Source organism: Streptomyces sp. NRRL S-495 (assembly GCF_000966955.1).
GTDB lineage: Bacteria > Actinomycetota > Actinomycetes > Streptomycetales > Streptomycetaceae > Kitasatospora > Kitasatospora purpeofusca.
Window position 1 is genome coordinate 1 of the sequence record NZ_JZWY01000294.1, and the last position, 21,435, is coordinate 21,435.

The 21,435-nt window shown below is 74.9% G+C and carries 22 protein-coding genes, 1 tRNA gene and 1 pseudogene; 14 read left to right on the forward strand and 10 right to left on the reverse strand.

All coding sequences use genetic code 11. The features are described 5' to 3' along the window. Window positions 1-26: 26 nt before the first annotated feature. Window positions 27-593: a TetR-like C-terminal domain-containing protein gene (locus VR45_RS16630; RefSeq protein WP_045940546.1), complete on the forward strand. Its 567-nt coding sequence runs from the start codon at window positions 27-29 to the stop codon at window positions 591-593. A gap of 148 nt (window positions 594-741) precedes the next feature. On the opposite strand, the gene VR45_RS16635 is transcribed toward VR45_RS16630, so the two are convergent. Continuing rightward, window positions 742-815: transfer RNA gene (locus VR45_RS16635), tRNA-Ile, on the reverse strand. A 191-nt stretch (window positions 816-1,006) separates the two neighbouring features. On the opposite strand from VR45_RS16635, the gene VR45_RS42380 reads away from it, so the two are divergent. The 9 genes from VR45_RS42380 to VR45_RS16680 all read left to right on the forward strand — a co-directional run bounded on the left by VR45_RS42380 (window position 1,007) and on the right by VR45_RS16680 (window position 9,850). Continuing rightward, window positions 1,007-3,454 (forward strand): SpoIIE family protein phosphatase, encoded by a 2,448-nt coding sequence (locus VR45_RS42380; protein WP_159394235.1) that lies wholly within the window; start codon window positions 1,007-1,009, stop codon window positions 3,452-3,454. Window positions 3,455-3,607: 153 nt separating this feature from the next. Continuing rightward, window positions 3,608-5,167 carry an ATP-binding protein gene (locus VR45_RS50080; protein WP_078896583.1) on the forward strand — a complete coding sequence of 520 codons (1,560 nt, stop codon included), beginning with the start codon at window positions 3,608-3,610 and terminating at the stop codon, window positions 5,165-5,167. Continuing rightward, a complete protein-coding gene (locus VR45_RS16650) occupies window positions 5,151-5,564 on the forward strand; it encodes a roadblock/LC7 domain-containing protein (RefSeq protein WP_045940547.1) in 414 nt (137 codons plus the stop codon). Before VR45_RS50080 ends, VR45_RS16650 begins: the two co-directional genes overlap by 17 nt. After that, window positions 5,561-5,911, forward strand: a complete 351-nt coding sequence (locus tag VR45_RS16655; RefSeq protein WP_045940548.1) for a DUF742 domain-containing protein — start codon at window positions 5,561-5,563, stop codon at window positions 5,909-5,911. The genes VR45_RS16650 and VR45_RS16655 overlap by 4 nt, the downstream gene beginning before the upstream one ends. After that, a complete protein-coding gene (locus tag VR45_RS16660; RefSeq protein WP_045940549.1) occupies window positions 5,889-6,515 on the forward strand; it encodes an ATP/GTP-binding protein in 627 nt (208 codons plus the stop codon). Before VR45_RS16655 ends, VR45_RS16660 begins: the two co-directional genes overlap by 23 nt. Next, on the forward strand, window positions 6,512-8,095 hold the full coding sequence (locus VR45_RS48665; protein WP_234325994.1) for a cytochrome P450: 1,584 nt from the start codon (window positions 6,512-6,514) through the stop codon (window positions 8,093-8,095). The genes VR45_RS16660 and VR45_RS48665 overlap by 4 nt, the downstream gene beginning before the upstream one ends. Then, entirely contained in the window at window positions 8,059-9,165 is a 1,107-nt protein-coding gene (locus VR45_RS16670) for a cytochrome P450 (RefSeq protein ID WP_234325995.1), read from the forward strand. The genes VR45_RS48665 and VR45_RS16670 overlap by 37 nt, the downstream gene beginning before the upstream one ends. A gap of 59 nt (window positions 9,166-9,224) precedes the next feature. Continuing rightward, window positions 9,225-9,491: a hypothetical protein gene (locus VR45_RS16675; RefSeq protein ID WP_030397828.1), complete on the forward strand. Its 267-nt coding sequence runs from the start codon at window positions 9,225-9,227 to the stop codon at window positions 9,489-9,491. Between the two features lie 32 nt (window positions 9,492-9,523). Then, complete coding sequence (locus VR45_RS16680; RefSeq protein ID WP_045940551.1) at window positions 9,524-9,850, forward strand: hypothetical protein; 327 nt, start codon at window positions 9,524-9,526, stop codon at window positions 9,848-9,850. Here the strand turns inward: VR45_RS16680 and VR45_RS16685 are convergent. Both VR45_RS16685 and VR45_RS16690 read right to left on the reverse strand, forming a co-directional pair. Continuing rightward, the gene (locus VR45_RS16685) at window positions 9,840-10,664 is read right to left on the reverse strand and encodes an isocitrate lyase/phosphoenolpyruvate mutase family protein (RefSeq protein ID WP_045940552.1); all 825 of its coding nucleotides are present in this window, start codon (window positions 10,662-10,664) and stop codon (window positions 9,840-9,842) included. The two genes, VR45_RS16680 and VR45_RS16685, sit on opposite strands and share 11 nt — an antisense overlap. Window positions 10,665-10,678: 14 nt before the next feature. Next, window positions 10,679-11,173, reverse strand: coding sequence for a carboxymuconolactone decarboxylase family protein (locus tag VR45_RS16690; protein WP_045940553.1), 495 nt, complete (start codon window positions 11,171-11,173; stop codon window positions 10,679-10,681). 463 nt (window positions 11,174-11,636) lie between these two features. Between VR45_RS16690 and VR45_RS16695 the strand changes: the two genes are divergently transcribed. Further along, the gene (locus VR45_RS16695; RefSeq protein WP_199925955.1) at window positions 11,637-12,434 is read left to right on the forward strand and encodes an NRDE family protein; all 798 of its coding nucleotides are present in this window, start codon (window positions 11,637-11,639) and stop codon (window positions 12,432-12,434) included. Between the two features lie 77 nt (window positions 12,435-12,511). Here VR45_RS16695 and VR45_RS42390 read toward each other — a convergent pair whose 3' ends face one another. Further along, window positions 12,512-13,015: a hypothetical protein gene (locus VR45_RS42390; protein ID WP_052709146.1), complete on the reverse strand. Its 504-nt coding sequence runs from the start codon at window positions 13,013-13,015 to the stop codon at window positions 12,512-12,514. 114 nt (window positions 13,016-13,129) lie between these two features. After that, a complete protein-coding gene (locus tag VR45_RS16705; protein WP_052709147.1) occupies window positions 13,130-15,013 on the reverse strand; it encodes a serine/threonine-protein kinase in 1,884 nt (627 codons plus the stop codon). Between the two features lie 143 nt (window positions 15,014-15,156). Between VR45_RS16705 and VR45_RS16710 the strand changes: the two genes are divergently transcribed. Continuing rightward, window positions 15,157-15,765, forward strand: a complete 609-nt coding sequence (locus VR45_RS16710; RefSeq protein WP_045940555.1) for a GNAT family N-acetyltransferase — start codon at window positions 15,157-15,159, stop codon at window positions 15,763-15,765. 82 nt (window positions 15,766-15,847) lie between these two features. On the opposite strand, the gene VR45_RS16715 is transcribed toward VR45_RS16710, so the two are convergent. The 4 genes from VR45_RS16715 to VR45_RS16730 all read right to left on the reverse strand — a co-directional run bounded on the left by VR45_RS16715 (window position 15,848) and on the right by VR45_RS16730 (window position 19,496). Further along, on the reverse strand, window positions 15,848-16,636 hold the full coding sequence (locus VR45_RS16715) for an alpha/beta hydrolase (RefSeq protein ID WP_045940556.1): 789 nt from the start codon (window positions 16,634-16,636) through the stop codon (window positions 15,848-15,850). Beyond that, window positions 16,633-17,970 (reverse strand): DUF6596 domain-containing protein, encoded by a 1,338-nt coding sequence (locus VR45_RS16720; RefSeq protein WP_234325996.1) that lies wholly within the window; start codon window positions 17,968-17,970, stop codon window positions 16,633-16,635. The genes VR45_RS16715 and VR45_RS16720 overlap by 4 nt, the downstream gene beginning before the upstream one ends. A gap of 50 nt (window positions 17,971-18,020) precedes the next feature. After that, window positions 18,021-18,395: a YciI family protein gene (locus VR45_RS16725; protein WP_043467212.1), complete on the reverse strand. Its 375-nt coding sequence runs from the start codon at window positions 18,393-18,395 to the stop codon at window positions 18,021-18,023. Window positions 18,396-18,602: 207 nt separating this feature from the next. Continuing rightward, window positions 18,603-19,496, reverse strand: coding sequence for a sigma-70 family RNA polymerase sigma factor (locus tag VR45_RS16730; protein ID WP_045940557.1), 894 nt, complete (start codon window positions 19,494-19,496; stop codon window positions 18,603-18,605). A gap of 98 nt (window positions 19,497-19,594) precedes the next feature. On the opposite strand from VR45_RS16730, the gene VR45_RS16735 reads away from it, so the two are divergent. Then, window positions 19,595-20,065, forward strand: coding sequence for a carboxymuconolactone decarboxylase family protein (locus VR45_RS16735; protein ID WP_234325997.1), 471 nt, complete (start codon window positions 19,595-19,597; stop codon window positions 20,063-20,065). Between the two features lie 6 nt (window positions 20,066-20,071). On the opposite strand, the gene VR45_RS45665 is transcribed toward VR45_RS16735, so the two are convergent. Further along, window positions 20,072-20,950 carry a hypothetical protein gene (locus VR45_RS45665; protein ID WP_052709148.1) on the reverse strand — a complete coding sequence of 293 codons (879 nt, stop codon included), beginning with the start codon at window positions 20,948-20,950 and terminating at the stop codon, window positions 20,072-20,074. A 165-nt stretch (window positions 20,951-21,115) separates the two neighbouring features. On the opposite strand from VR45_RS45665, the pseudogene VR45_RS48670 reads away from it, so the two are divergent. After that, window positions 21,116-21,435: pseudogene (locus VR45_RS48670) on the forward strand (GntR family transcriptional regulator); the annotation flags it as partial.

Consider the following 21,435-nt stretch of genomic DNA (forward strand, 5'->3'; position numbering starts at 1 on the left):
CCACCACGCCCATCAGGAGACCCACGATGCCCCGAGTCGGACTCACCCCCGAGCAGGTCGTCGACCACGCCCTCGCCATCGTCGACGAGCACGGCCCCGAGGCCCTCACCCTGGCCGCCGTCGCCGCCCGCGCCAAGGTCGCCACCCCGTCCCTCTACAAGCACGTCAGCGGCGGACTGACCGAACTGCGCCGGCTGATCGCCGTCCGGGTCACCGAGGAGCTGGCCGACCGGCTCGCCGAGGCGGCGCTCGGCCGGAGCGGGGACGAGGCGGTCGCCGCCGTCCTGCGGGCCTACCACGCGTACGCCACCGAGCACCCGCACCGGTACGCCGCGCTGCCGCAGGCCCCGCGGCCGGACGAGGACCTGACCACCGCGGCCGCCCGACTGGTCGGGGTGATCGTCGCGGTGCTCCGCGGGTACGGGCTGGAGGGCTCCGAGGCGATCCACGCGGCCCGCACCTTCCGCTCGCTGGCCCACGGCTTCGCCGCGCTGTCGACGGCCGGCGCCTTCCAGCTCGCCGAGGACCTCGGGGAGACCCAGGAGCGGATGATCACCGTACTGACCGCCGGGCTGCGCGGCTGGCCCCACTGAGCCCGGACGGGCGCGGACGGGCACCGGACGAGCGCAGACGAGCGCGGACGGGCCCGGAGCCGGCGGAGGCACCGGCCGAGACGGTGCAGGCAGGGGCGGGAACGCCGAAGGGCCCGGAGCGTGCTGCTCCGGGCCCTTCGGACTGGTGTGGGGCTAACAGGACTTGAACCTGTGGCCTCTTCCTTATCAGGGAAGCGCTCTAACCGTCTGAGCTATAGCCCCGCGCCGTTACGACCCGCCACCCCGGGGGCGGCACGTCGTACGGAGAAGGGTACCGGACCCGGCGGGGACCCACGCACATCAGGCGGCCCGGCCGCCCCGGGGCACACCGTTCGACTCTCCCCTCACCGGATTAAGAAATAAGGTATTAAGAATTAACTGCCCCATAAGGCACCCGAGAGGCCGGCCATCCCGTGGACCCGCGCAGCAGCCCCACCGCGCGCAGTGCCATGCGCTGCGTCCGCTTATTGCTGGGCTGCACCGGCGCCACCGAACTGCTCGGCACCGTCCTCGCCGAGGGCCCGAGCTGGATCACCGGTGAGGGCTCGGCGCTCTACCTGCTGGACTCCACCGGGATGCTCCGGCTCACGGCCTCCCACGGCCTGCCCGACTGGGCCCACGAGCGCTACAGCGTGGTCGATCCGGCCGGGGACCTGCCCGCCGCGATGGCACTGCGACTGCGCCGCCCCTATCTGCTGAGCCCCGAACGCACCAGCGCCGACTATCCGAACCGGAACGCCGGGATGGGCACCGGGATGGTCGCCGTCGCCACCCTGCCGATGGTCGTCGACACGCGGCCGCTGGGCGTCCTCGCCCTGGCGCTCGCCCATCGGGGGACCGTCCCCCGGCGCGACCTGGACGTGCTGGAGACCCTCGCGGACGCCTGCGGGCACCGGCTCGGGTACCTGCTGGAGCACGCCAGGGCCGGCACCGGGGCAGTCGGCGGACCGGACCGGACCGGGGGACACCTGGGACGCGGGGAGCACTCGGGGCACGAGGGTCGCTCGGACCGGGGTGCGGCGGACGGGGTGCGCTCCGGCTCGTGCGCCGGCGCCGGCGATCCGGCCACCGCGACGTCCCACTCGATGCTCTCGCTCGCCGTCCGGGCCTCCGGGCACGGGGCCTTCGAGCGCGACCTGGTCACCGGCGAGACCCACTGGGACGCCCAGGCACTCCGGCTGGTCGGCCGGCCGGCGCCGGAGGGCGGCGGCACCTCCCCCGCGCCCACCCTGGACCTCGTGGTCCACCCCGAGGACCTCCCGGACGTCCAGGCCGCCATGGCCGAGGCGCTCGCCACCGGCGGCCCGTACCGGATCCGCTACCGGGTGCCGCGCCGGGGCGGCGGGGTGATCCGGATCGAGGAGACCGGCGAGGTGATGCTGGACGTGCACCGCCGCCCGGTACGGATCGCCGGCCTGATCGCCGACCTCGACCACGGCCGGGCCCCTGGCGAACGCCCGCCCCGGGAAGGACCGCCCGGCAGGCGGTCCCCGACCCCGTCCGCCCCTGGCGAGGAGCCCGCCGGCAGCGCCGAGGGCGCCTCCGCCGCCGGGGCCCGGTCGGCGCTGCTGCTGGCGCTCACCCGGGCACTGTCCCGGGCGGTCACCGTCCGGGACGTCACCACAGCCGTCACCGACATCTGCCGGCCGGCCTTCGGAGCGGCCGGCATCGTGCTGGACCTGGTCGACGAGGGCCGGCTGCTGCCCGTCTCGCACACCGTCTACGGGGGCGAACGGCGCACCGAGCTGACCCGGCTGGCCGACCTCTCGGAGGGCGTGATGCAGCGCGCCCTGGCCCGGTCGGCCCCGCTGTTCAGCGAGCCGGCCCGGCGCAGGCGCGGGCACGGGCACGGGCGCGGTCCGGAGCAGCCTGTGGGAGCCGCCGGCGGGACAGGCAGCGGGGAGGGCGGCGGGACCGGCAGTCCGCTCGCCCCGGCCGCGTGGGCGGTGCTGCCGCTGATCGCCTCCGGCCGGCAGGTCGGCTCCTGTCTGATCACCTTCGCCACCGAGCGCGCGTTCGGGCGCGAGGACCGCACCCTCTACTCCTCGTTCGCGGGCATCCTGGCCCAGTCCCTGGAGCGGGCCCGGCTCTACGACACCCACCACCACCGGGCGACCGAGCTGCAGCGCGCGATGCTGCCGCGCACCCTGCCCCGACTGCCCGGGATCGCCAGCGCCGCCCGCTACCTGCCGAGCACCGAGGGCATGCAGATCGGCGGCGACTGGTACGACCTGCTGCGGCTGCCGGACGGCCGGATCGGGCTGGTGATCGGGGACGTCCAGGGCCACAACGCCGAGGCCACGGCGGTGATGGGGCAGTTGCGCAGCGGACTGCGGGCGTACGCGACCGACGGGCACGACCCGGCCGCCACGCTCGCCCGGACCAGCCGGCTGCTGACCGAGCTGGACACCGAGCTGTTCGCCACCTGCCTGTACCTGACCCTCGACCCGGCCGACGGCACCCTGCGGGCGGCCCGCGCCGGGCACCCGGCGCCGGTCCGGGTCACCGCGGACGCCCGGGCGGTGGAGCTGGACCTGCCCGGCGGCCCACCGCTGGGCGTGGCCCCCGAGCGGCCGTACCCGCTGGCGGTCGAGTACCTGCCGCCCGGCGAGACGCTGCTCGCCTACACCGACGGCCTGGTGGAGGACCGCGAGGAGGACTACGACGAGTCGGTGCACCGGATGCTCGGCGGGCTGGAGCTGTGGGCGCGCAACGCCGGGCCGGTCCGGGTCGAGCCGGGGCCGGACCTGGAAAAGCTGGCCGATCTGCTCACCCTGAACGTGACCGAGCGGCGTTCGCGTCCGGACGACGTCGCGTTGCTGCTGTTGCACCGCCTGTCGACTGTGCACCAGCGGGGCTGACGGGACACCGGTCGACTGCCCACGGACAGTCCGATCGCGTCCGAACCAGTGCGGACCGGCGCGGTATTGACGGGATATCGATGAGATCCGGTCACCTGGCGAGATCCGGTCGCACCTTCATAGGATCATCGCCCTAGAATTCGCCGCGTGACGATGACTCAGTGGTGCGCAACGGCAACAGGCGTGCTCGCCGCTCTCGCCCTGGTGGCCGCCGCCCGCTACCGCGCGGTATCCGCCACCCAGCGCCGTCGGGTCACCCAGCAGGAGCACGAGATCACCCGCCTCCGGGAACAGCTCTCGGCCGAACTCTCCCGCCGCGGCACCGAACTGGCCGCCGCCCAGCAGGACCACGAACTCAACGCCTCCACCCAGCGGGCCTTCCTCAGCGTGGCCCGCCGGATCCTCGTCATGGCGCACGACCAGCAGGCCCTGCTGGACGAGATGGAGCGCACCCACGACGACCCGACCCTGCTGGAGGGCCTGCTCAAGGCCGACCACGCGGCCGCCCAACAGGCCCGCCTCGCCCAGACGCTGGCCGTGCTCTGCGGAGCCAGGGCCGGCCGCCACTGGCCCGAGCCGGTCTCGCTGGAGGACGTCGTGCGCGGCGCCCAGTCGCGCATCCTGCCGTTCCAGCGGGTGATGATCCGCAGCCGGATCGAGACCGCCGTGGTCGGCGCCGCCGCCGAGGCGCTGATCCACGCCGTGGCCGAACTGCTGGACAACGCCACCCGCTACTCCCCGCCCAGCACCCAGGTGTACGTCACCCTGATGCCGGTGCACAACGGGGCCGTGATCGAGATCGACGACGGCGGTGTCGGGATGCCCGAACCCGCCGTCGAGAAGGCCGCCGACGCCCTGGCCGGCGGGTCCACGCTGGAGGTCTCCCGCCTCGGCGAGGTGCCCCAGCTCGGCCTGGCGGCCGTCGGCCGGCTCGCCGAGCAGTACGGGTTCCGGGTCACGATCGGCTCCGCGCCCTCGCCGTACGGCGGAGTGCGGGTCGTGGTGCTGCTGCCGAACGCGCTGCTCACCGAGCCGCTGCCGCCGACCGTGCCGGGCCTGGGCCGGGGCGACGCGGTGTTCGGGGGATCGGCCGCGCCCGCGCGGTCCGGGCCCCGGGGTCGGGCCGTCCCCCCGGCCCGGCCCGACCTGCCCGAGCCGGCGGCGTACCCGGACGCCGCGACGGCGTACCCGGACGTCCCGGCGGACCGCCCGCACGCGCCCTACGAGCCGCACGCACCGCACGTACCCCAGGACCCGTACCAGCCCTACCAGCCGTACACGCCGCAGGCACCGCACTCCCCGTACCCGCCGCACTCGCCGCACTCGGCGCAGGGGATCCCGTACGACCTGGACGACCCGGCGCCGTACGACCCCGCGACGACCACCGGCTACCCGCCCGTGTACCCGCCCGTCGCCGGCTACCCGACAGCCGGCGACGCACCGGACACCGCCCCGCCGCCGCTGCCCCGCCGGAGCCACCGCCGCGGCCGCGCCGCCACCCGGCACGCCGCCAACGCCGCCCCCACCCCGCCGCCGGCCCCGCCGTACCGCTCGGCGCAGCAGGCCCAGGCGTTCATGTCGATGTTCCAGGCCGGCACCGCCGGCGGCCGCTCGGCCGCCCGGGCCGGCTCCCAGGACCCGCACGACCCTTCCCTTCCCCCTTCCCCCCAGCTTCCCCAGCGCCCCGGAGAGTTCCATGACCACCACCCCTGACCTCGGCTGGCTGCTCGCCGACATCGTCAACGTCCCGCAGGTCCAGCACGCCGTCGTGGTGTCCAACGACGGCCTGGAGATCGGGCGCAGCGAGGGCATCGTGCGCGAGGACGCGGAGCGGCTCGCCGCGGCCTGCTCCGGCCTCCAGTCGCTGGCCCGCGGTGTCGCCCAGGGCTTCGGCGGCCGCGGCAGCGCGACCCGGCAGATCGTCATCGAGTACGGCGGCGGCTACCTCTTCATCGTCGCCGCCGGGGCCGGGGCCCACCTGGCGGTGGTGACCGGCGACGACGTGGACGCCGGCCTGGTGGCCTACCAGATGCAGGTCCTGGTCGAGCGGATCGGCGCCCACCTCACCAGCCCGCCGCGCGCCGATCTCGCGGCGGGGGGCCAGCGGTGAGCGGCGGTCCGGTCCGCCCCTACGTCATCACCGGCGGCCGCAGCCGGCCCACCCGCACCGAGCTGGCCTTCGAGAGCCTGGTCGTCGCGTTACCCGACCGGCCCGAACTCCCCGAGCACGCCCTGCTCAACCGTGAGCACCGGCGGATCCTGGACCTCTGCCACAGCCTGCTGTCGATCGCCGAGGTGTCGGCCCACCTGGGGCTGCCGCTCGGTGTCGTCAAGGTCCTGGTCGGCGACCTCTGGGACCTCGGCGCCGTCCAGGTACTCCCGCCCGTTCCGCAGGCCGAACGCCTGCCCACCACTCTTCTGGAAGAGGTACTCGTTGGCCTCCGCCAACTCCGCTGACCCGGTCGCCGGCCCTCCCGCCGCACCGCAGTACCTGCCGCCGTCCGTCCAGGGCGCGGTGAAGATCCTCGTCACCGGCCCGTTCGGGGTCGGCAAGACCACCCTGGTCGGCTCGCTGAGCGAGATCTCCCCGCTGCGCACCGAGGAGACCATGACGGCCGCCAGCACCGGTGTGGACGACCTCACCGGGCGCGGCGGCAAGACCACCACCACGGTGGCGCTGGACTTCGGCCGGATCACGCTCAACCCCCGGCTCGCGCTGTACCTGTTCGGCACGCCCGGCCAGCAGCGGTTCTGGCCGCTCTGGGACGACCTGTCGCGCGGCGCGCTCGGCGCGATCGCCATGGTCGACCTGCGGCGTCCGGACGAGAGCTTCGACGTGCTCGGACGGCTGGAGGAGCAGCAGATCCCGTTCGCGGTCGCCGTCAACACCTTCCCGGACACCCCGAGTTACCCGGAGGAGGAGTTGCGGTCGGCGCTGGACCTGCTGCCCGGGGCGCCGATCCTGTACTGCGACGCCCGGGACCGGCGGGCCGCGTACGACCTGCTGATCGACTTCGTCGACCACCTGTACCGCACCGCCGTCCTGGAGCCGCAGCGATGACCGTTCCCGAGCCCGGTACGACGGCCGTCCCGCCGCCCGGGTGCCCCGCGCACGCGGCCGGCGGCGCCCCGCCGGCCACCGCCCACGAGGGCGTCCCCCCGACCGCGGCCCACAGCGGCACCCTGCCCGGCGGGCTGCCGGTCGGGGTGCCGCTCACCCCGCTCTACGGCTCCGCCGTCGCCGACGACCCGCACGGCCTGTACGCCCGGCTGCGCGCCCAGTACGGGCCGGTGGCACCGATCGAGCTGGAGCCCGGGGTCGAGTCCTGGCTCGTCCTCGGCTACCCCGAGCTGCTCGAACTCACCCGCAACGAGGCGCTGTTCTCCAAGGACTCGCGCCGCTGGCGGGTCCCCGCCGAGGGCCGGCTGGCCGCCGACTCACGGCTCCAGCCGATGACCTCCTGGCGCCCCACCCTGCTCAACCTGGACGGCGCCGAGCACCAGCGGCTGCGCGCCGCCGTCGCCGACACCCTCGCCCGGGTCGACCACCGGCAGCTGCGCGAGACCACCGAGGCCGCCGCCGACGCGCTGATCGACAGCTGGGGCCCCGACGGTACCGCGGACCTGGTCGGCCAGTACGCGCGCCGGCTGCCGCTGCTGGTCTTCACCCAACTGCTCGGCCTGCCCGACGAGGCGGGCGCGCACCTCATCCGGCTGATCAGCCACATCGCCGACAGCGGCACCGAATCGGTGCGCGCCAACCAGGAGTTCCAGGCCCTCCTGGTCGACCTGGTCCGGCGGCGCCGGACCACGCCCGGGGCCGACCTCACCTCCTGGCTGCTGGCCCACCCGGCCGCGCTGACCGACGAGGAGGCGGTGCACCACCTGGTGGTACTGATGATCGCCGGGAACGAGACCACCATCTGCTGGACCGGCAACACCCTGCGGCTGCTGCTCACCGACCGGCGCTTCCGGGCCACCCTCACCGGCGGCCGGCTGACCGTCGCAGACGCGCTGGAGGAAGTGCTCTGGCGCGACCCGCCGACGCAGAACTTCCCCGGCCGGTGGGCCACTTCGGACACCGTGCTCGGCGGCCAGTTCATCGCCCGCGGCGACATGCTCGTCCTCGGCCTGGCCGCGGCCAATGCCGACCCGGCCGCCCAGGGCCCCGGCGCCCTCGGCCACGCGTCGATCGGCCACGCGTCGATCGGCGGCAACCGGGCGCACCTGGCCTGGGGCGCGGGCAAGCACGTCTGCCCGGCCCAGCACCCGGCCCGGATCATCGTCGAGACCGCCGTCGAGACCCTGCTGCACCGCCTGCCGGACCTCCAACTCGCCGTCCCCCCGCACGAGCTGGCCTGGCGCCCGTCCCCCTGGTCGCGCGCCCTGATCAGCCTGCCGGTGCTCTACAGCGCCTTCACCCCGCCCCGACCGCCAGCTCCCGAGAGGCCCTCCGCATGGACACCGCCGCAGGTACCGCAGACTCCGCAGACGCCGGGGACGGCCCTGGGGACGGAAGAACCGAGCCCGTCGTCCTCGACGCCTTCGGACGCGACCAGCACGGGGAGAACGCCCGGCTCCGGGGAGCCGGCCCGGCGGTCCTGGTGGAACTCCCTGGCGGGGTGGTGGTCTGGGCGATAACCCACCACGACACCCTCCAGGAGCTCCTCGCCGACCCCCGCGTCGGCAAGGACCCCCAGCTGTGGACGGTGTTCCGGGAGGGCCGGCTGCCCGAGGGCTGGCCACTGATCAACTTCGTCACCGTCCCCGGCATGATCACCGTCGACGGAGAGGACCACCGGCGGCTGCGCGGACTCGTCACCCAGGCCTTCACCCCGCGCCGGGTGGCCGCCCTGCAGCCCGCCGTCGAGACCAGGACCACCGCCCTGCTCGACCGGATCGGCGAGCTGGACGGCGCGTTCGACCTGCGCGAGCACTTCGCCTACCCGCTGCCGATGCAGGTGATCGGCGAACTGCTCGGCCTGCCGCCCAAGCAGCAGGACGAGCTGCACGAACTGTCCGACACCCTGGTCTCCAGCTCCGCCACCCCCGGGGCCGCCGCCGCCGCGCAGCAGTCGCTGTTCGCACTGCTCGCCTCGGTGGTCGCCGCCAAGCGGGCCGAACCCGGTGACGACCTCACCACCGACCTCATCGCCGCCCGCGAGGAGGACGACCGGCTCGGCGAGCCGGAGCTCGTCGGCACCCTGCTGCTGATGCTGGTGGCCGGGCACGAGACCACGCTCAACCTGATCACCAACGCGGTGCGCGCCCTGCTCGCCCACCCCGAGCAGCTGCGGACGGTGCTGGACGGCACGGTGCCGTGGTCGGCCGTGGTCGAGGAGACCCTGCGGTACGACTCGCCGGTCGGACAGTTCCCGCTCCGCTACGCCGCCGAGGACATCCGGGTCGGTGACGTGGTGATCCGGCGCGGCGAGGCGCTGCTCGCCTCGTACGCGGCCGCCGGGCGGGACGAGGCCCACTACCCCGACGCCGACCGCTTCGACCTCGGCCGGCAGCCGAACCGGCACCTGTCCTTCGGGCACGGCCCGCACTTCTGCCTGGGCTCGGGGCTGGCCCGGTTGGAGGCGGAGACGGCGCTGCGGTTCCTGTTCGAGCGCTACCCCCGGCTCGCGCTCGCGGACGGGCCGGAGCCGGAGCCGATCGCCTCGTTCGTCAGCAACAGCGTGCGCACGCTGCGGGTCACGGTCTGACCCGCCGGTCGCCGCGCGGGTTGCGGTGACCTCGGGGCGGCCGGGTCGTTGGGGGGTTCATGAAGAAACTCGCCACCCTGGCCGCCCTCACCGTGGCCGGTCTCGCCGCCGCCGTGCCGTCCGCGTCCGCCGCCACCTCCACCGCGGCCTCGCCGGACGCGCTCGGCGGCCTGTCCAACGGGATGACCCTCTCCCCCGCCGACCTCCTGCTGCACGAGGCCAAGGACCTGCCGGTGGTCGGCGGTACGGCGAGCGAGATCGAGGCCATCGGCACCAACCAGATGACCCACCCGGGCCTCAGCGGCGAGATCGGGCACGGCCTGTGAGCCGCGTGCGGCCTGTGAGCGGCGTACGGCCTGTGAGCGGCGTGCGGCGGCCCGGCGCGCTCCTGCTGGCCGCGCTGGCGCTGGCCGCCGCGCCGACCGCCGCGTTCGCCGCGGGCGAGGAGGGGCCGTCCGGCTCGGGCTCGCAGTCGGGCTCGGGTGCGGGCTCGGGCGCGGGCGCGGGCTCCGGTGGTGGCGCGGCGACCGGGCCGGACTTCGCCTCCGCCGCGGCCTGTCTGCAGGAGTTCGCGGCCGTCCCCGCCCTCGGCAGCCACGGCGCCGGGCCCACCACCTGCTCCAACGGCAATGTCGTCAACCACGCCGTGGGCACGCTCGGAGCGCTCGGCGCGCTCACCGGGTGACGAACAGCCCCTGCAGCTCCCCGTAGTCGAGCCCGCCGTCGAGCGCGGAGTACGTTCCGTCCCCGTACACCTCCTCGGCGGCGTGGCGCACCGCCGCGTACGCCGCCTTCGCCAGGCCGGGCCCCAGGCTGATCCGGGCCACGCCCAGCGCCGCCAGCTCCGGCACGGACGGCGAGCCCGGGCCGGCGAGCACATTGAGCGGCGCCGGAACGGCCCCGACCAGTGCGGCGATCACCGCCGGATCGGACACCCCCGGGGCGAACACACCGTCAGCGCCCGCCTCGGCGTAGGCCCGCAGCCTGGTCACCGCCTCGTCCAGCAGCTCCGCCGGGTCCGCGGCACCCCCGGCGTGCAGGAAGACATCGGTGCGGCCGTTGACGAACAGCGGCACCCCGGCCGCGTCCGCCGCCGCCCGGGCCGCCGCGATCCGCTCGGCCGCCTCGGCGACCGGCCGGCCCCCGTCCTCCAGATTGACGCCGACCGCGCCGGTGGCTAGCAGTGCTTCGACCGTCCCGCCGACGCCCGCGGCGGTCCCGGCGAACCCGCTCTCCAGATCCGCCGTGACCGGCAACGGGCCGGCCGCACGGACGATCAGCTCCGTCTGCGCCAGCACCGGCGAGCGGTCGGCGCCCTCGCCGTCGGCGCTGCCGAGCGCCCAGCTGACGCTGGCGCTGGCCGTGGCGAGGGCCCGCGCCCCGGCCGCCGCGACCAGCCGGGCGCTCGTCGCGTCCCAGACGTTGGCGAGCACCAACGGCTCGCCCGGGCGGTGGAGTTCACGCAGGACGCGGGCCTTCTCCCGCTGTTCGACCGTCATCGTCCGCCGCCCCGCTACTTCGCGGCCGGGCTGAGCCGGGTACCGACGCCGATCCGGTTCCAGGCGTTGATGGTGATGATCAGCGCGATCAGCTGCGCCAGCTCGGCCTCCTCGAAGTGCGCGGCCGCCTCGTTGTAGACGGCGTCCGGCACATGGCCCTGGGTGAGCAGGGTGAAGGACTCGGTCAGCGCCAGGGCGGCGCGCTCCTTGGCGGTGAACCACGGGGTCTCGCGCCAGGCCGGGAGGGAGAGCAGGCGGTGGTTCTGCTCGCCGTTCCCGAGGGCGTCGGTGCTGTGCATGTCGACGCAGAAGGCGCAGCCGTTGATCATCGAGGCGTGCACCTTGACCAGTTCGGCGAGCACCGGGTCCACGCCCTGGCGGGCCCGGCGGTCCAGGCCGAGCATCGCCTTGTAGAAGTCGGGGGCGACGTCGGGGAGCGAGATGCGCTGGGCGGGCGCGGGGACCGGGCTGTCGGCGGAGGTGACGGGGGTGTTGTTCGTGGTCGTCATGGCGCTCAGCCTAGGGGCGTGGTGGCCTGGCGCTTCGGTACGTTCGGGCGCGGAAATCGTGGGCCACTCCAGTGGCGGGCAGCCGCTGCCGCCCGCCCTCCCCTACTCTCTCCCCTCCCTCTGCTTTTGCACCCCGCACTTTGCAAAGTATGGCTTTGCAAAGTGCGGAGAAGATCGGGAAGGACGGGGAAGGCCCGAATCAGGGCGGGGCAAGGGGCATGACTCGGGTTGCGCACACTTTGCAAAGTGCACTTTGCAAAGTGTGCGGAGTATGCGGAGTGCGGTGGGACGGGGCCGGGCGAAGGGCCCGGGAGCATCCTGGGCGCCCCCTTCTTCCTGGGCGTCCGGTGCGTCCCGGACGCCCAGGACGCCCCAATGACCTACCTCTCCCGGTCGGCGAACAGGCGTGCGAGGATCGCAGGGAGGGGCGAGGTCAGGGGGACAGGACGTGTGTACGGCGTTCGTGAGCATCGAGCCGTCCGCGGCGGTGCCGGTACTGCTGCTGTCGGTGCGGGACGAGTACATGGGACGGCGCTGGTCGCCGCCCGGCCGCCACTGGCCCGCGCAGCCCTCGGCGGTCGGCGGACTGGACCTGGTCGCCGGCGGGACCTGGCTCGCGGTGGAGCCGGGCGGCACCGGCTCCGGGGATTCCGGACCGGTCGCGGCCTGCCTGCTGAACGGCTTCGGCACCTCGGCACCGGAGGCCGCCCGGCTCTCGCGCGGTGAACTGCCGCTGCTCGCCGTCCGGGGCGGCCGGATCGACACCCTGGACCTCGACCGGTACGACCCGTTCCACCTGGTCGTCGTCCGGCCCGACGGCGCCCGGGTACTCAGCTGGGGCGGCGGGACCGGTGGCCGGCTCATCGGACTGGACCTGCCGACCGGGCTGAGCGTGGTCCTCAACGACGGGCCGGAGGGTCTGGCCGAGAGCCGCACCGCCTCCGAGCGGATCCGCACCCTGATGGCCGCCCGCGCCGACCACTTCCGGGCCCGGTTCGAGGCCGAGCCCCGTCCGCTGCCGCTGCCCGACGCCCCGAACACCGAACGCGCCTGGGGCGCCTGGCTGCCGATCGCCACCGGAGACGGACTGCCCCTCGACGCACCCGCCGCCCTGGTCCAGCGACGCGACTTCGGGGACGGCCGGATCTGGGGCTCCTCCTCGCTCTCCCTGCTCGCCCTCGGACCGGAGGGCGTCCGCTACGACTTCGCCCCGGCCCCGGTGGGACCGGGCGGCGACGGCTGGCAGCGGGTGGACCTGTGAGCGACGCGCGGGCCAGTGACAGGCGGACGAAAGGCACCGAGTGGCGTTGACCGCCACTCGGAGCCTTTCACAGCCGCTCACGCCTCGGCGCGGGCCTCGCGCCAGCGCCGCGCGACGACATCGCTGACGTAGTACACGAACTCGCTGCCCCGGCCCTCGCCCGCGGGCACCTCGGTCCACCACATCGGCCAGAACTCCCGCTCGTAGTGGGCCTTCAGGACGCGGGTGAAGCCGGACAGCGCGCCGCGCAGCCGGGTGCGGTCGAGCTGCAGCGCCCCGGCCAGGTCGCCGTAGGCCACCCGGGTGCCGGGCTGCTCGGCGAGGATGTCGAGGATGGCCACGACCACCTGGACGGAGTCGCGGCGGTCGCTGATCAGCGTGCGGAGGTCCTCGACGGTCCACTCGTCGCGGCGGCGCTGCTGCTCGCCCTGCGGGGACCTGATCGCGAGCTCCGCGGCAGTGGCCCCGGCACCGGCCTGGCCTGCGGTGACGCCGCTGCGCTCGGCGATGAAGGCATACACGGCCGGGACCAGGTGGGCCGGCACCGGCACCGACACGTACTCCGGGTTCTCCTGGGACATGACTGGGTCCTCCCCTCCTGCGACCGCCCCCTGCGGTCGGCCGCAGAACGATCCTGGCACATCGTCAGCGCCGACGTCCAGCCCTTAACGGCTACTAATGGCTACTAGCAGCCGCTAGGGGATGCGGAACTCCTGGGACTTGTTGCCGGGGGTGCACGCGGTCATGGTGAGCTGGGCGCCGATTCCGTTGTCGGTCAGGCAGTTCTGGCCCATGTAGTCCTTCAGGTAGAAGGCCCCCGGGACGGTCGCGGCCGTGACCGTCCAGTTGGTGAGGAAGCTGAAGCCGCTGGACAGCGCCACCCGGCCGTCCATCTCCTGCACCAGGACGGGGGCGCTCAGCTTGCAGGGGTTGAACTGGTGCCAGCTGCTGGGAACGGTGTGCACCCAGCCGTAGGCGGTCGCGCCGCCCATGACCACGGCCTGGCCGCCGGCGAGGCCGTCCTGGGAGAGGCCCATGCGGAGACCGTCGCCGACATTGGTGATGTAGCCCCAGTTGGTGCCGCCGCAGCCGTTCGCCGGGGCGGCACCGGGGGCGGTGCTCGCCGGGGGCGCGGTGGCCGGGGGTGCGGTGGCCGGGGCGGCGGACGGGGCCGCCGAGGTGGGCTGTTGGGCCTGGGCGGGTGACTGCTGGGGCGGCTGCGGAGCGTTCGGGGCGGCGGACGGGGACCCGCCCGGCCGGGACGCGGAGGGCGGCGGAGTCGTGGGCGGGGTCGTGGCCGGAGGTGTCGGCTTCGCGGCCGGAGCGGCCGAGGAGGACGAACCGGTCGGTGCACCGGACGGAGCACCCGGCACGGACGGGACGGCGGACGGGGTCGGGGGCAGGCCCCCGGCCGACGACGCACCCGTCGGCCAGGCGGTCATGGTCACCGTGACCGCCGGCGGCGAACTCGGCTCCTGCGCCTGCGAGGTGAACGGCGCGCGGTCGACGAGCAGCACGGTGGCCGTACCGACCGAGATCACGATCGGCAGGACCACCGGCACCAGGAAGCCCCGCCGGCGCATCCGCCTGGCCGGTTCCGTACTCGCCACCGGACCCACAGCGGCGACAGGTTCCCCGGCCGCAGGTTCCCCGATCGCAGGCTCCCCAGCCACTGGCTCCACGGCCGCTGGAGCCTCGGGGGCAGCCTTCGCGACGGCGGGCGCCGGGAGCGCCGGCGGCCGTTCGCCGTCCACCGCCGCCCGGGCCGCCGCCGCCATCGCCGCGGCGTCGGTGAACCGGTCGCCCGGGTCCTTCGCCAGCGCCGTCGCGACGAACGCGCGCACCGCCGGCGGGATGTCCCCCGGCAGCTCCGGCGCGGGCTCGCGCAGGTGCTTCAGCGCCACCTCCAGCATGCCCCCGCCGGTGAACGGCGGCCTGCCGACGAGCAGTTCGTAGCAGACCACGCCGATCGCGTAGAGGTCGACGGCCGGGGTGACGGCCTTGCCCTCGGCCTGTTCCGGGGCCATGTAGAGCGCGGTGCCGATCACCGCGTGCGAGGCCGTGAGCCTGGTCCCGGCCATGGACCGGGCGATGCCGAAGTCCGTGACCGTCACCCGGCCGTCGTCCCGGAGCATGAGGTTGGACGGCTTGACGTCGCGGTGCACGATGCCGCGCCGGTGGGCGGCGTGCAGGGCGTCCAGCGCCTCGGCGAGCAGCCCGAGCGCCCGGGCGGGCGGGAAGGCGCCGTCCGCGGCGAGGACCCGGTCCAGCGGCCGGCCGTCGACCAGCTCCATCACCAGGTACGCGAGGCGGTCGCCGTCCGCGTCCGGCGGCTCCTCCTCGCCGTAGTCGTGCACGTCGACGATGCCCGGGTGGTCCAGCAGGGCCAGCAGCCGCGCCTCGCGGCGGAAGCGTTCGGCGAACATCACGTCCGCCAGCAGCGCCGGGTGGAGGATCTTCACCGCCACCGGCCGCCCGAGCACCGCGTCCTCGGCCCGCCAGACGGCGCCCATCCCGCCGCCGCCGATGCGCTCGGCCAGCGTGTAGCGCCCGCCGAGCACGGTCCCCCGACCGGTCATGCCCGCCCCCGTGTCCTACTCGAACGAACTGTCCGTCGGCCGCCCAGTCTGCCACGCGCCCCTCGGACGACGGCACCCCCATCGGCCAGCGGTGCCACCACTGTTGACCAGGCGTCGGCCGGGCCTCCGGTTACCATCCCCCGATGAACGACACCGTGGTCCTGCACGTCGACGCCACCCCGTCCGCCCCCGCTCTACTGCTCCGGCCCTGGCGGAGCGAGGACGCGCCCGCACTCGTCGAGGTGTACCGGGACCCGGTGCTGCGCCGCTGGACGACCTCGGTCGTCGACGACGAGGCCGACGCGCTCCGCTGGGTCGGCACCCAGCAGGAGGCCTGGGCGGCCGGGCACCGGTTCGCCTTCGCCGTCCTGGAGGCGCGGCCGGGCGCGGAACCGGGGCCGCCACTGGGCAACCTCGTGCTCAAGCGGGTCTCGCCCGGCGGGCCCACCGCCGAGGTCGGCTACTGGACGGCCGCCCCCGCCCGTGGCCGGGGCGTCGCGCCGCGCGCGCTGGAGGCGCTCACCGGCTGGGCCTTCGACACCCTGGGCCCGGGCGGGCTCCGGCGGCTCGAACTGCTGCACCAGGTGGACAACACCGCCTCCTGCCGAGTCGCGGAGAAGAGCCGGTACGCCTTCGACCGCGTCCTGCCGGCGACCCCGCCCGACTACCCCCTCGACGGCCATCTGCACACCCGGCTGCGCACGGCGCCCGAACAGCCCGATCATCCTGGCCAGCCCGGACAGCTCCGATAGCGGCAACGGCTGCCCGGCGCCGGCCGCGCAGGAAGTCGGCCCCACCGACTTCCTGTGCCGGGGCCCCGCGCGGCGGGGCCGGCTACCGTCCGACGAAGGCTTCGACCAGCTCCACGAGTGCCTCCGGGCGTTCGAGGTGGAGGTCGTGGGTGGTGCCGGGGACGCTGGCCAGGACGCTGTCGGGGCGGTCGCGGTGCATCCGGTCGAGCTGCTCGGCGTCGATGATGGTGGACTGCGCGAGGACGACCAGGGTGGGGCAGGCGATCCGGCCCCACTCGGGCCACCAGGAGCGGTGGGTGTTGTCGGTGAGGGCCGCCACCATGACATCGGGGTCGAAGCGCGGGTGCCGGCCATCGGCACGTTCTTCGAGCCCGGCCGCCCACGCCTCGCCGACGGGGCCGCCGCCCAGGAACTCGACGGCGGCCGACACCGAGGCGAACGGAGTGGGCCAGGAGTCGAACCAGGCACCGATGTCGGCGACGGTCTCGGCCGAGGCGGCGGCCGGTCCGGCCTCGACCATCACCAGGCGCTCGACGAGTTCCGGGTGCGCGGCCGCGGTCAGCATCGCGGCGTGCCCGCCGTAGGACTGGCCGAGCAGGGTCACCGGGCCGAGGTCCAGTTGCTCGATCACGGCGACCACATCGGCGACGTGGGCCGCCCGGGAGACGTCCGCCGGACGCCGGGTGCTCGCGCCGTGGCCGCGCTGGTCGACGGTGACCACCCGGAACCTCGGCCCGAGCTGCCGGGCGAGCGTGTCCCACTCGCCCCCGTACCCGGCCAGGCCGTGCAGCAGGAGCAGCGGCGGGCCGTCGCCGCCATGGTCGTGGCAGACCAGGGTCACGTCGTCGCGGATCACGGTGCGTTCGGTCATCGGTGGTCGGTCTCCAGTCGGGGGTCGGCCTCCGAAGACCGGTCGGTCCCCGAAGACCGGTCGGTCCCCGAAGGCCGGTCGGTCTCCAGTCGGCGGGCCCGCTCCGTGAGGTGGCGGCGTTCGGGGGCGCTGGTGGTGCGGCGGGCGGCCTCGCGGTAGACCGTGGCGGCCGTCGGGTCGCCGAGCAGTTCCAGCAGGTGGGCCCGGGTGGCGAGGAGGCGGTGGTGGCGGGCGAACCTCCGGTCCTCCGCCAACGGGGCGAGCGCGGCCAGGCCGGCCGCCGGGCCCTCCACCAGGGCGAGGGCGACGGCGCGGTTGAGGGTGACGAAGGGGTTGGCGCCGAAGCCTTCGAGCACGCCGTAGAGGGCCAGGATCTGCGGCCAGTCCGTGGACTCCGCGTCCGGCGCCTCGTCGTGGACGGCGGCGATCGCGGCCTGGACCTGGTACGGGCCGACCGGGCCGCGGGGCAGGGTCCGGCCGATCAGGGCCACGCCCTCCTCCAGCAGGGGCCGGTTCCACCGCGAACGGTCCTGCTCCGCCAGCGGCACCAGGACCCCGCCCGGGCCGGTGCGGGCGGGCCGGCGGGCGTCCGTGAGCAGCATGAGGGCGAGCAGTCCGGCCGTCTCGGGGTCGTCCGGGACCAGCCGGAGCAGGAGCCGGGCCAGCCGGATCGCCTCGGTGGACAGTTCGGGGGCGGTCAGGTCCTCGCCGCCGCTGGTGGTGTAGCCCTCGTTGAAGATCAGGTAGAGGACCTGGCGGACCTCGGCGAGGCGCTCGGCCAGCTGCCGGGCGGGCAGGCCGGAGGAGCGGACGGTCTGCTTCGCGCGGCTGATCCGCTGCGCCATCGTCGACTCGGGCACCAGGAACGCGGCCGCGATCTGTGCCGTCGTCAGGCCGCCGACGGCGCGCAGGGTGAGGGCGATCCGGCTGGGCGCGGACAGGTCGGGGTGGCAGCAGAGGAACAGCAGGTGCAGGGAGTCGTCCCGGTCGGCGTCGGCCGCCGCGTCGGGGGCGGGGCCGAGCAGGGCCGACTGCGGGGTGGCGAGGGCGAGGGCGTCCTCGCGGCGGCGCCGGGCCGCCTCGCTGCGGACGGTGTCGACCAGCCGCCGGGTGGCGACCGTGACCAGCCAGCCGCGCGGGTTCTCCGGCAGGCCGTCGGCCTGCCACTGGGTGGCGGCGGCCAGCAGGGCCTCCTGCACGGCGTCCTCGCAGGCGTCGAACAGGCCCCGGCCGTAGCGGCGCACCAACGCCCCGAGGGCCTGCGGCGCGAGTTCGCGCAGCAGACCCTCGGGGCCGCCCGGTCCACCGAGCAGGCCACCCGGCTCCGGGAGCAAGCCACCCGGTCCGACGAGTGGCCCGCCCGGCTCCGGGAGTGGCCCGCCGCTCACACGTCCGCCGCGTCGGGGGACGGGGACTCGTGCAGGATCGGCCACAGCTCCACCGGGTCGACGTCCGCGTACGGCATGTCGGCGGCGATCCGCTGGGCGCGCTCCAGGCTCTCGCAGTCGAGGACGTAGAAGCTGGCCAGGTACTCCTTGGTCTCCAGGTACGGGCCGTCGGTGACGACCGGCAGGCCCTCGGCGCGGCGGACCAGTTGGGCGGCGGCCGCGTCGGCGAGGCCGTAGGCGCCGAGGAGTTCGCCGGTCTCGCGGTACTTGGTGTTGAACGCCTCCTGCTTGGCGATCGCCGCCGGCCACTCCTCGGCCGGGAACGCGTCCCACTTCGCCTGGTTGCCGTAGATCATGGCGATGTACTTCATCTCGGGTGTCCTCCCGGTCCGTGCGCCCCGTTCGGCGCGCTCTCACCCTTCGGTCGGAGCGGGCCGCGCGGCCTCGACATCCCTGGACAAGATCTTTTCGACATCCTGCCGCACGGGGACGACGGGGGGTAGGGGCGTGCCGCGGGCCGGGTCGTGAGACATCCCACGACCCGCCCCACGACCCGGCCCGCGGCGTCGGGCACGACGTCAGACGGCCGACAGGCGGAGCCGCTCCAGCCGCTCCGGATCGGTGAAGATGTCCAGGCCGACGACCCTGCCGCCGCGCACGGTGAACGCCGCGAGCGAGATCGGGCGGCCGTCGAGGAAGGTGGCCACGGCCGGCTCCCCGTTGACCAGCACCATCCGGGACTCGCCGCTGAACTGCGACCCGAACAGGCTCGCCCCGGTCGCCACCTCGGTCGCGCCGCGCCGGAGCGTGGCGGGGCGCAGGGTGCCGCCGTCGGAGCGGGCCACCACGTCGGGGTCGAGGACGGCGAGCAGCGCCTCGAAGTCCCCGCCGCGGGCGGCGGTCAGGAACGCCCGTACCACCTCGCGGCGCAGCGCCAGGTCGGCGTCCGGCGCGGGTGCGGCGCCCTGGACCCGTCGCCGGGCGCGGCTGGCGAGCTGGCGGGTGGAGGCGGAGGTGCGGCCGAGGATCGGGGCGATCTCGTCGAACGGCACCGAGAACATGTCGTGCAGGACGAAGGAGAGCCGCTCCGCCGGTGCCAGCGTCTCCAGGACGATCATCAGTGCGATGCCGACCGAGTCGGCCGTGAGTATCTCCTGTTCGGGGTCGAGGGCGCGGATTCCGCCGATGACCGGATCGGGCAGCCGGACCTCCTGGCCCTCCTGGTGCTCCAGCGGGTCCTCGCGCCGGGCCACCCGCGAGCGCAGCAGGTCCAGGCAGACCCGTCCGACCACGGTGGTCAGCCAGCCGGCCAGGTTGGCCACCTCGCTCACATCGGAGCGGCTCAGCTTGAACCAGGCTTCCTGCACCGCGTCCTCGGCCTCGCTCAGCGAGCCGAGCATCCGGTAGGCCACCGCCCGGAGATGGGGCCGGTGCTCCTCGAAGCGGGCCGCCAGAAACTCTTCCCCGTCCACCTGTCACATCCTCGCGTCGGGATCCGTCAGTTCTTTGACGGACGTTAACCGCTCCGCGTGACGAGGACGCGGACGACCCAGACCCGGAGGATCCACCGATGACCAGCCACACCGCCCGCATGAAGAACCCCGCCATGGTCCTGCCGGACGCCATGAAGGGCATCCAGAGCATCTACAAGGCGATGTACCAGGGCGGGGTCCCGCACCGGATCCTGGAGCTGGTGCACCTGCGGGCCAGCCAGATCAACGGGTGCAGCGCCTGTGTGTTCGCCGGCGTCACCGGGGCCAAGAAGGCCGGTGAGACGGACGAGCGGCTGCACGCCGTCGCCGCCTGGCGGGAGGCGCCGTTCTTCGACGAGGAGGAGCGGGCCGCGCTCGAACTGACCGAGGCGGCGACCCGGATCGCCGACCGTTCCGGCCAGGCGGTGCCGGACGCGGTCTGGGACGCGGCGGCGGACCACTTCAACGAGGAGCAGCTCTCGGCGATCATCCTGATGATCGGGCTGACGAACTTCTTCAACCGGATCAACGCGACGGTCCAGGAGCCCGCCGGCGCGACCTGGAGCTGATCCGGGTCAGGGCTGGCGGCTGCGCGCGGAGGTCGGGGGGCGGCGCGGGCCGCGGGGGGACGGGGTCGGGCCGCCGACCGGGCGCGGACGCGGCGTCCGGGCGGCGCCGAGGGCGGCCTGGCGGCGCTGGATCTCCCGCCAGATCCGCGGCGGGCACGGGCCCTGCGGGTGGTCGGAGAGGAAGCTCTCGTACGGCACCCGGCGCGGGGCCATCCCGATCTCGACCCAGGAGGGCTTGCCGGTGCGGTCCCAGCCCTCGTTCTCCATCCGGATGTAGTCGTCCCGGTGGTCCTTGTCCTTGCTGGTGATCTGCAGCACCTCGGCGTAGCCGGACCGGGTGCCGACCACGACGCAGTAGTGCCGGGCGGCCTCCGCCCGGTCCCGGAACGGCACCATCGCCACCCACACCTCCCCCGCCGACGGCCGGGAGACGGTGGTGGTGCGCGTGGCGGAACGTCCGGTACCGGTGCGGGCCGGGCGGACCGGCGGCCGCTCCAGCAGGTCGCCGGACCAGGCGCGGACCGAGGTCCGCCACCCCCAGGCGAAGGCGCCGACCGCTAGGCACTGCAGGGTGTAGCCGTTCGCCGAGGCCGGGTCCTGGGTGCCGAGGAGCTTCGGCACCGCGTACGCGCCGACCAGGTGGGCGAGCAGCGAGCAGGTGCCGGCCAGTACGGCCGCCCGGGCGGGCACCACCCAGGGCGCGACCCGGCGGCGGCGCCGGGCCGCCTGCCCGTCCAGCAGCAGGGCGACCGTGTACGGGACGGCGGCCAGGAGCGCGACCTGTCCCGGGGTGACGTGCTGGGGCGGGGCCTGGGCGCTCATCAGGGCCGGCAGCAGGACCGGCAGGGCCAGCGGGTAGCCCAGCAGCGCGCAGCAGAGCAGCATCAGGAAGGCCCCGAGGCAGCCTCCGCCGCCGGGTCGCCTTCTTCGCCGCGGAACCGCCGAACTCCCGTACCGGTAAGCCATGTTCGCCACCCCCACCGCGGTCGTGCGTCCGGCGCAATGTATCGGAGATCCGCGGGCGGCGGGGGGCGCGGGGATAATCCCGCCATGAGCCGCCCCCGAACGACCCCCGGCCCCGTGCCGAGCGCCCCCCGGAACGCTCCCGACACCCCCCGGAGCGCCCCCCGGGACACGCCCGGCGCCTCCCGCGGCACGCCCCGCGACGCCCGCGGCGGCCGGGTCCGTGACAACGCTCCCTGGACGGCGTTCGGCGGCGATCTGCACCTCGACCTCACCGAACGCCGGGCCGCCGGGGCCGGGTTGCGTGCCGCCCTGGAGGACGCGCTGCGCGAGGCCGTCCAGGACGGGCGGCTCGCCCCGGGCACCCGGTTGCCGTCCTCCCGGGCGCTCGGCGAGGACCTCGGCAT

Bases quoted from the DNA above. Each gene is read 5' to 3' on its own strand.
- VR45_RS16630 (WP_045940546.1), top strand. From the start codon at position 27: ATGCCCCGAGTCGGACTCACCCCCGAGCAGGTCGTCGACCACGCCCTC.
- VR45_RS50080 (WP_078896583.1), top strand. From the start codon at position 3,608: ATGACTCAGTGGTGCGCAACGGCAACAGGCGTGCTCGCCGCTCTCGCC.
- VR45_RS16650 (WP_045940547.1), top strand. From the start codon at position 5,151: ATGACCACCACCCCTGACCTCGGCTGGCTGCTCGCCGACATCGTCAAC.
- VR45_RS48665 (WP_234325994.1), top strand. From the start codon at position 6,512: ATGACCGTTCCCGAGCCCGGTACGACGGCCGTCCCGCCGCCCGGGTGC.
- VR45_RS16675 (WP_030397828.1), top strand. From the start codon at position 9,225: ATGAAGAAACTCGCCACCCTGGCCGCCCTCACCGTGGCCGGTCTCGCC.
- VR45_RS16685 (WP_045940552.1), bottom strand. From the start codon at position 10,664: ATGACGGTCGAACAGCGGGAGAAGGCCCGCGTCCTGCGTGAACTCCAC.
- VR45_RS16690 (WP_045940553.1), bottom strand. From the start codon at position 11,173: ATGACGACCACGAACAACACCCCCGTCACCTCCGCCGACAGCCCGGTC.
- VR45_RS42390 (WP_052709146.1), bottom strand. From the start codon at position 13,015: ATGTCCCAGGAGAACCCGGAGTACGTGTCGGTGCCGGTGCCGGCCCAC.
- VR45_RS16705 (WP_052709147.1), bottom strand. From the start codon at position 15,013: ATGACCGGTCGGGGGACCGTGCTCGGCGGGCGCTACACGCTGGCCGAG.
- VR45_RS16710 (WP_045940555.1), top strand. From the start codon at position 15,157: ATGAACGACACCGTGGTCCTGCACGTCGACGCCACCCCGTCCGCCCCC.
- VR45_RS16715 (WP_045940556.1), bottom strand. From the start codon at position 16,636: ATGACCGAACGCACCGTGATCCGCGACGACGTGACCCTGGTCTGCCAC.
- VR45_RS16725 (WP_043467212.1), bottom strand. From the start codon at position 18,395: ATGAAGTACATCGCCATGATCTACGGCAACCAGGCGAAGTGGGACGCG.
- VR45_RS16735 (WP_234325997.1), top strand. From the start codon at position 19,595: ATGACCAGCCACACCGCCCGCATGAAGAACCCCGCCATGGTCCTGCCG.
- VR45_RS45665 (WP_052709148.1), bottom strand. From the start codon at position 20,950: ATGCTGCTCTGCTGCGCGCTGCTGGGCTACCCGCTGGCCCTGCCGGTC.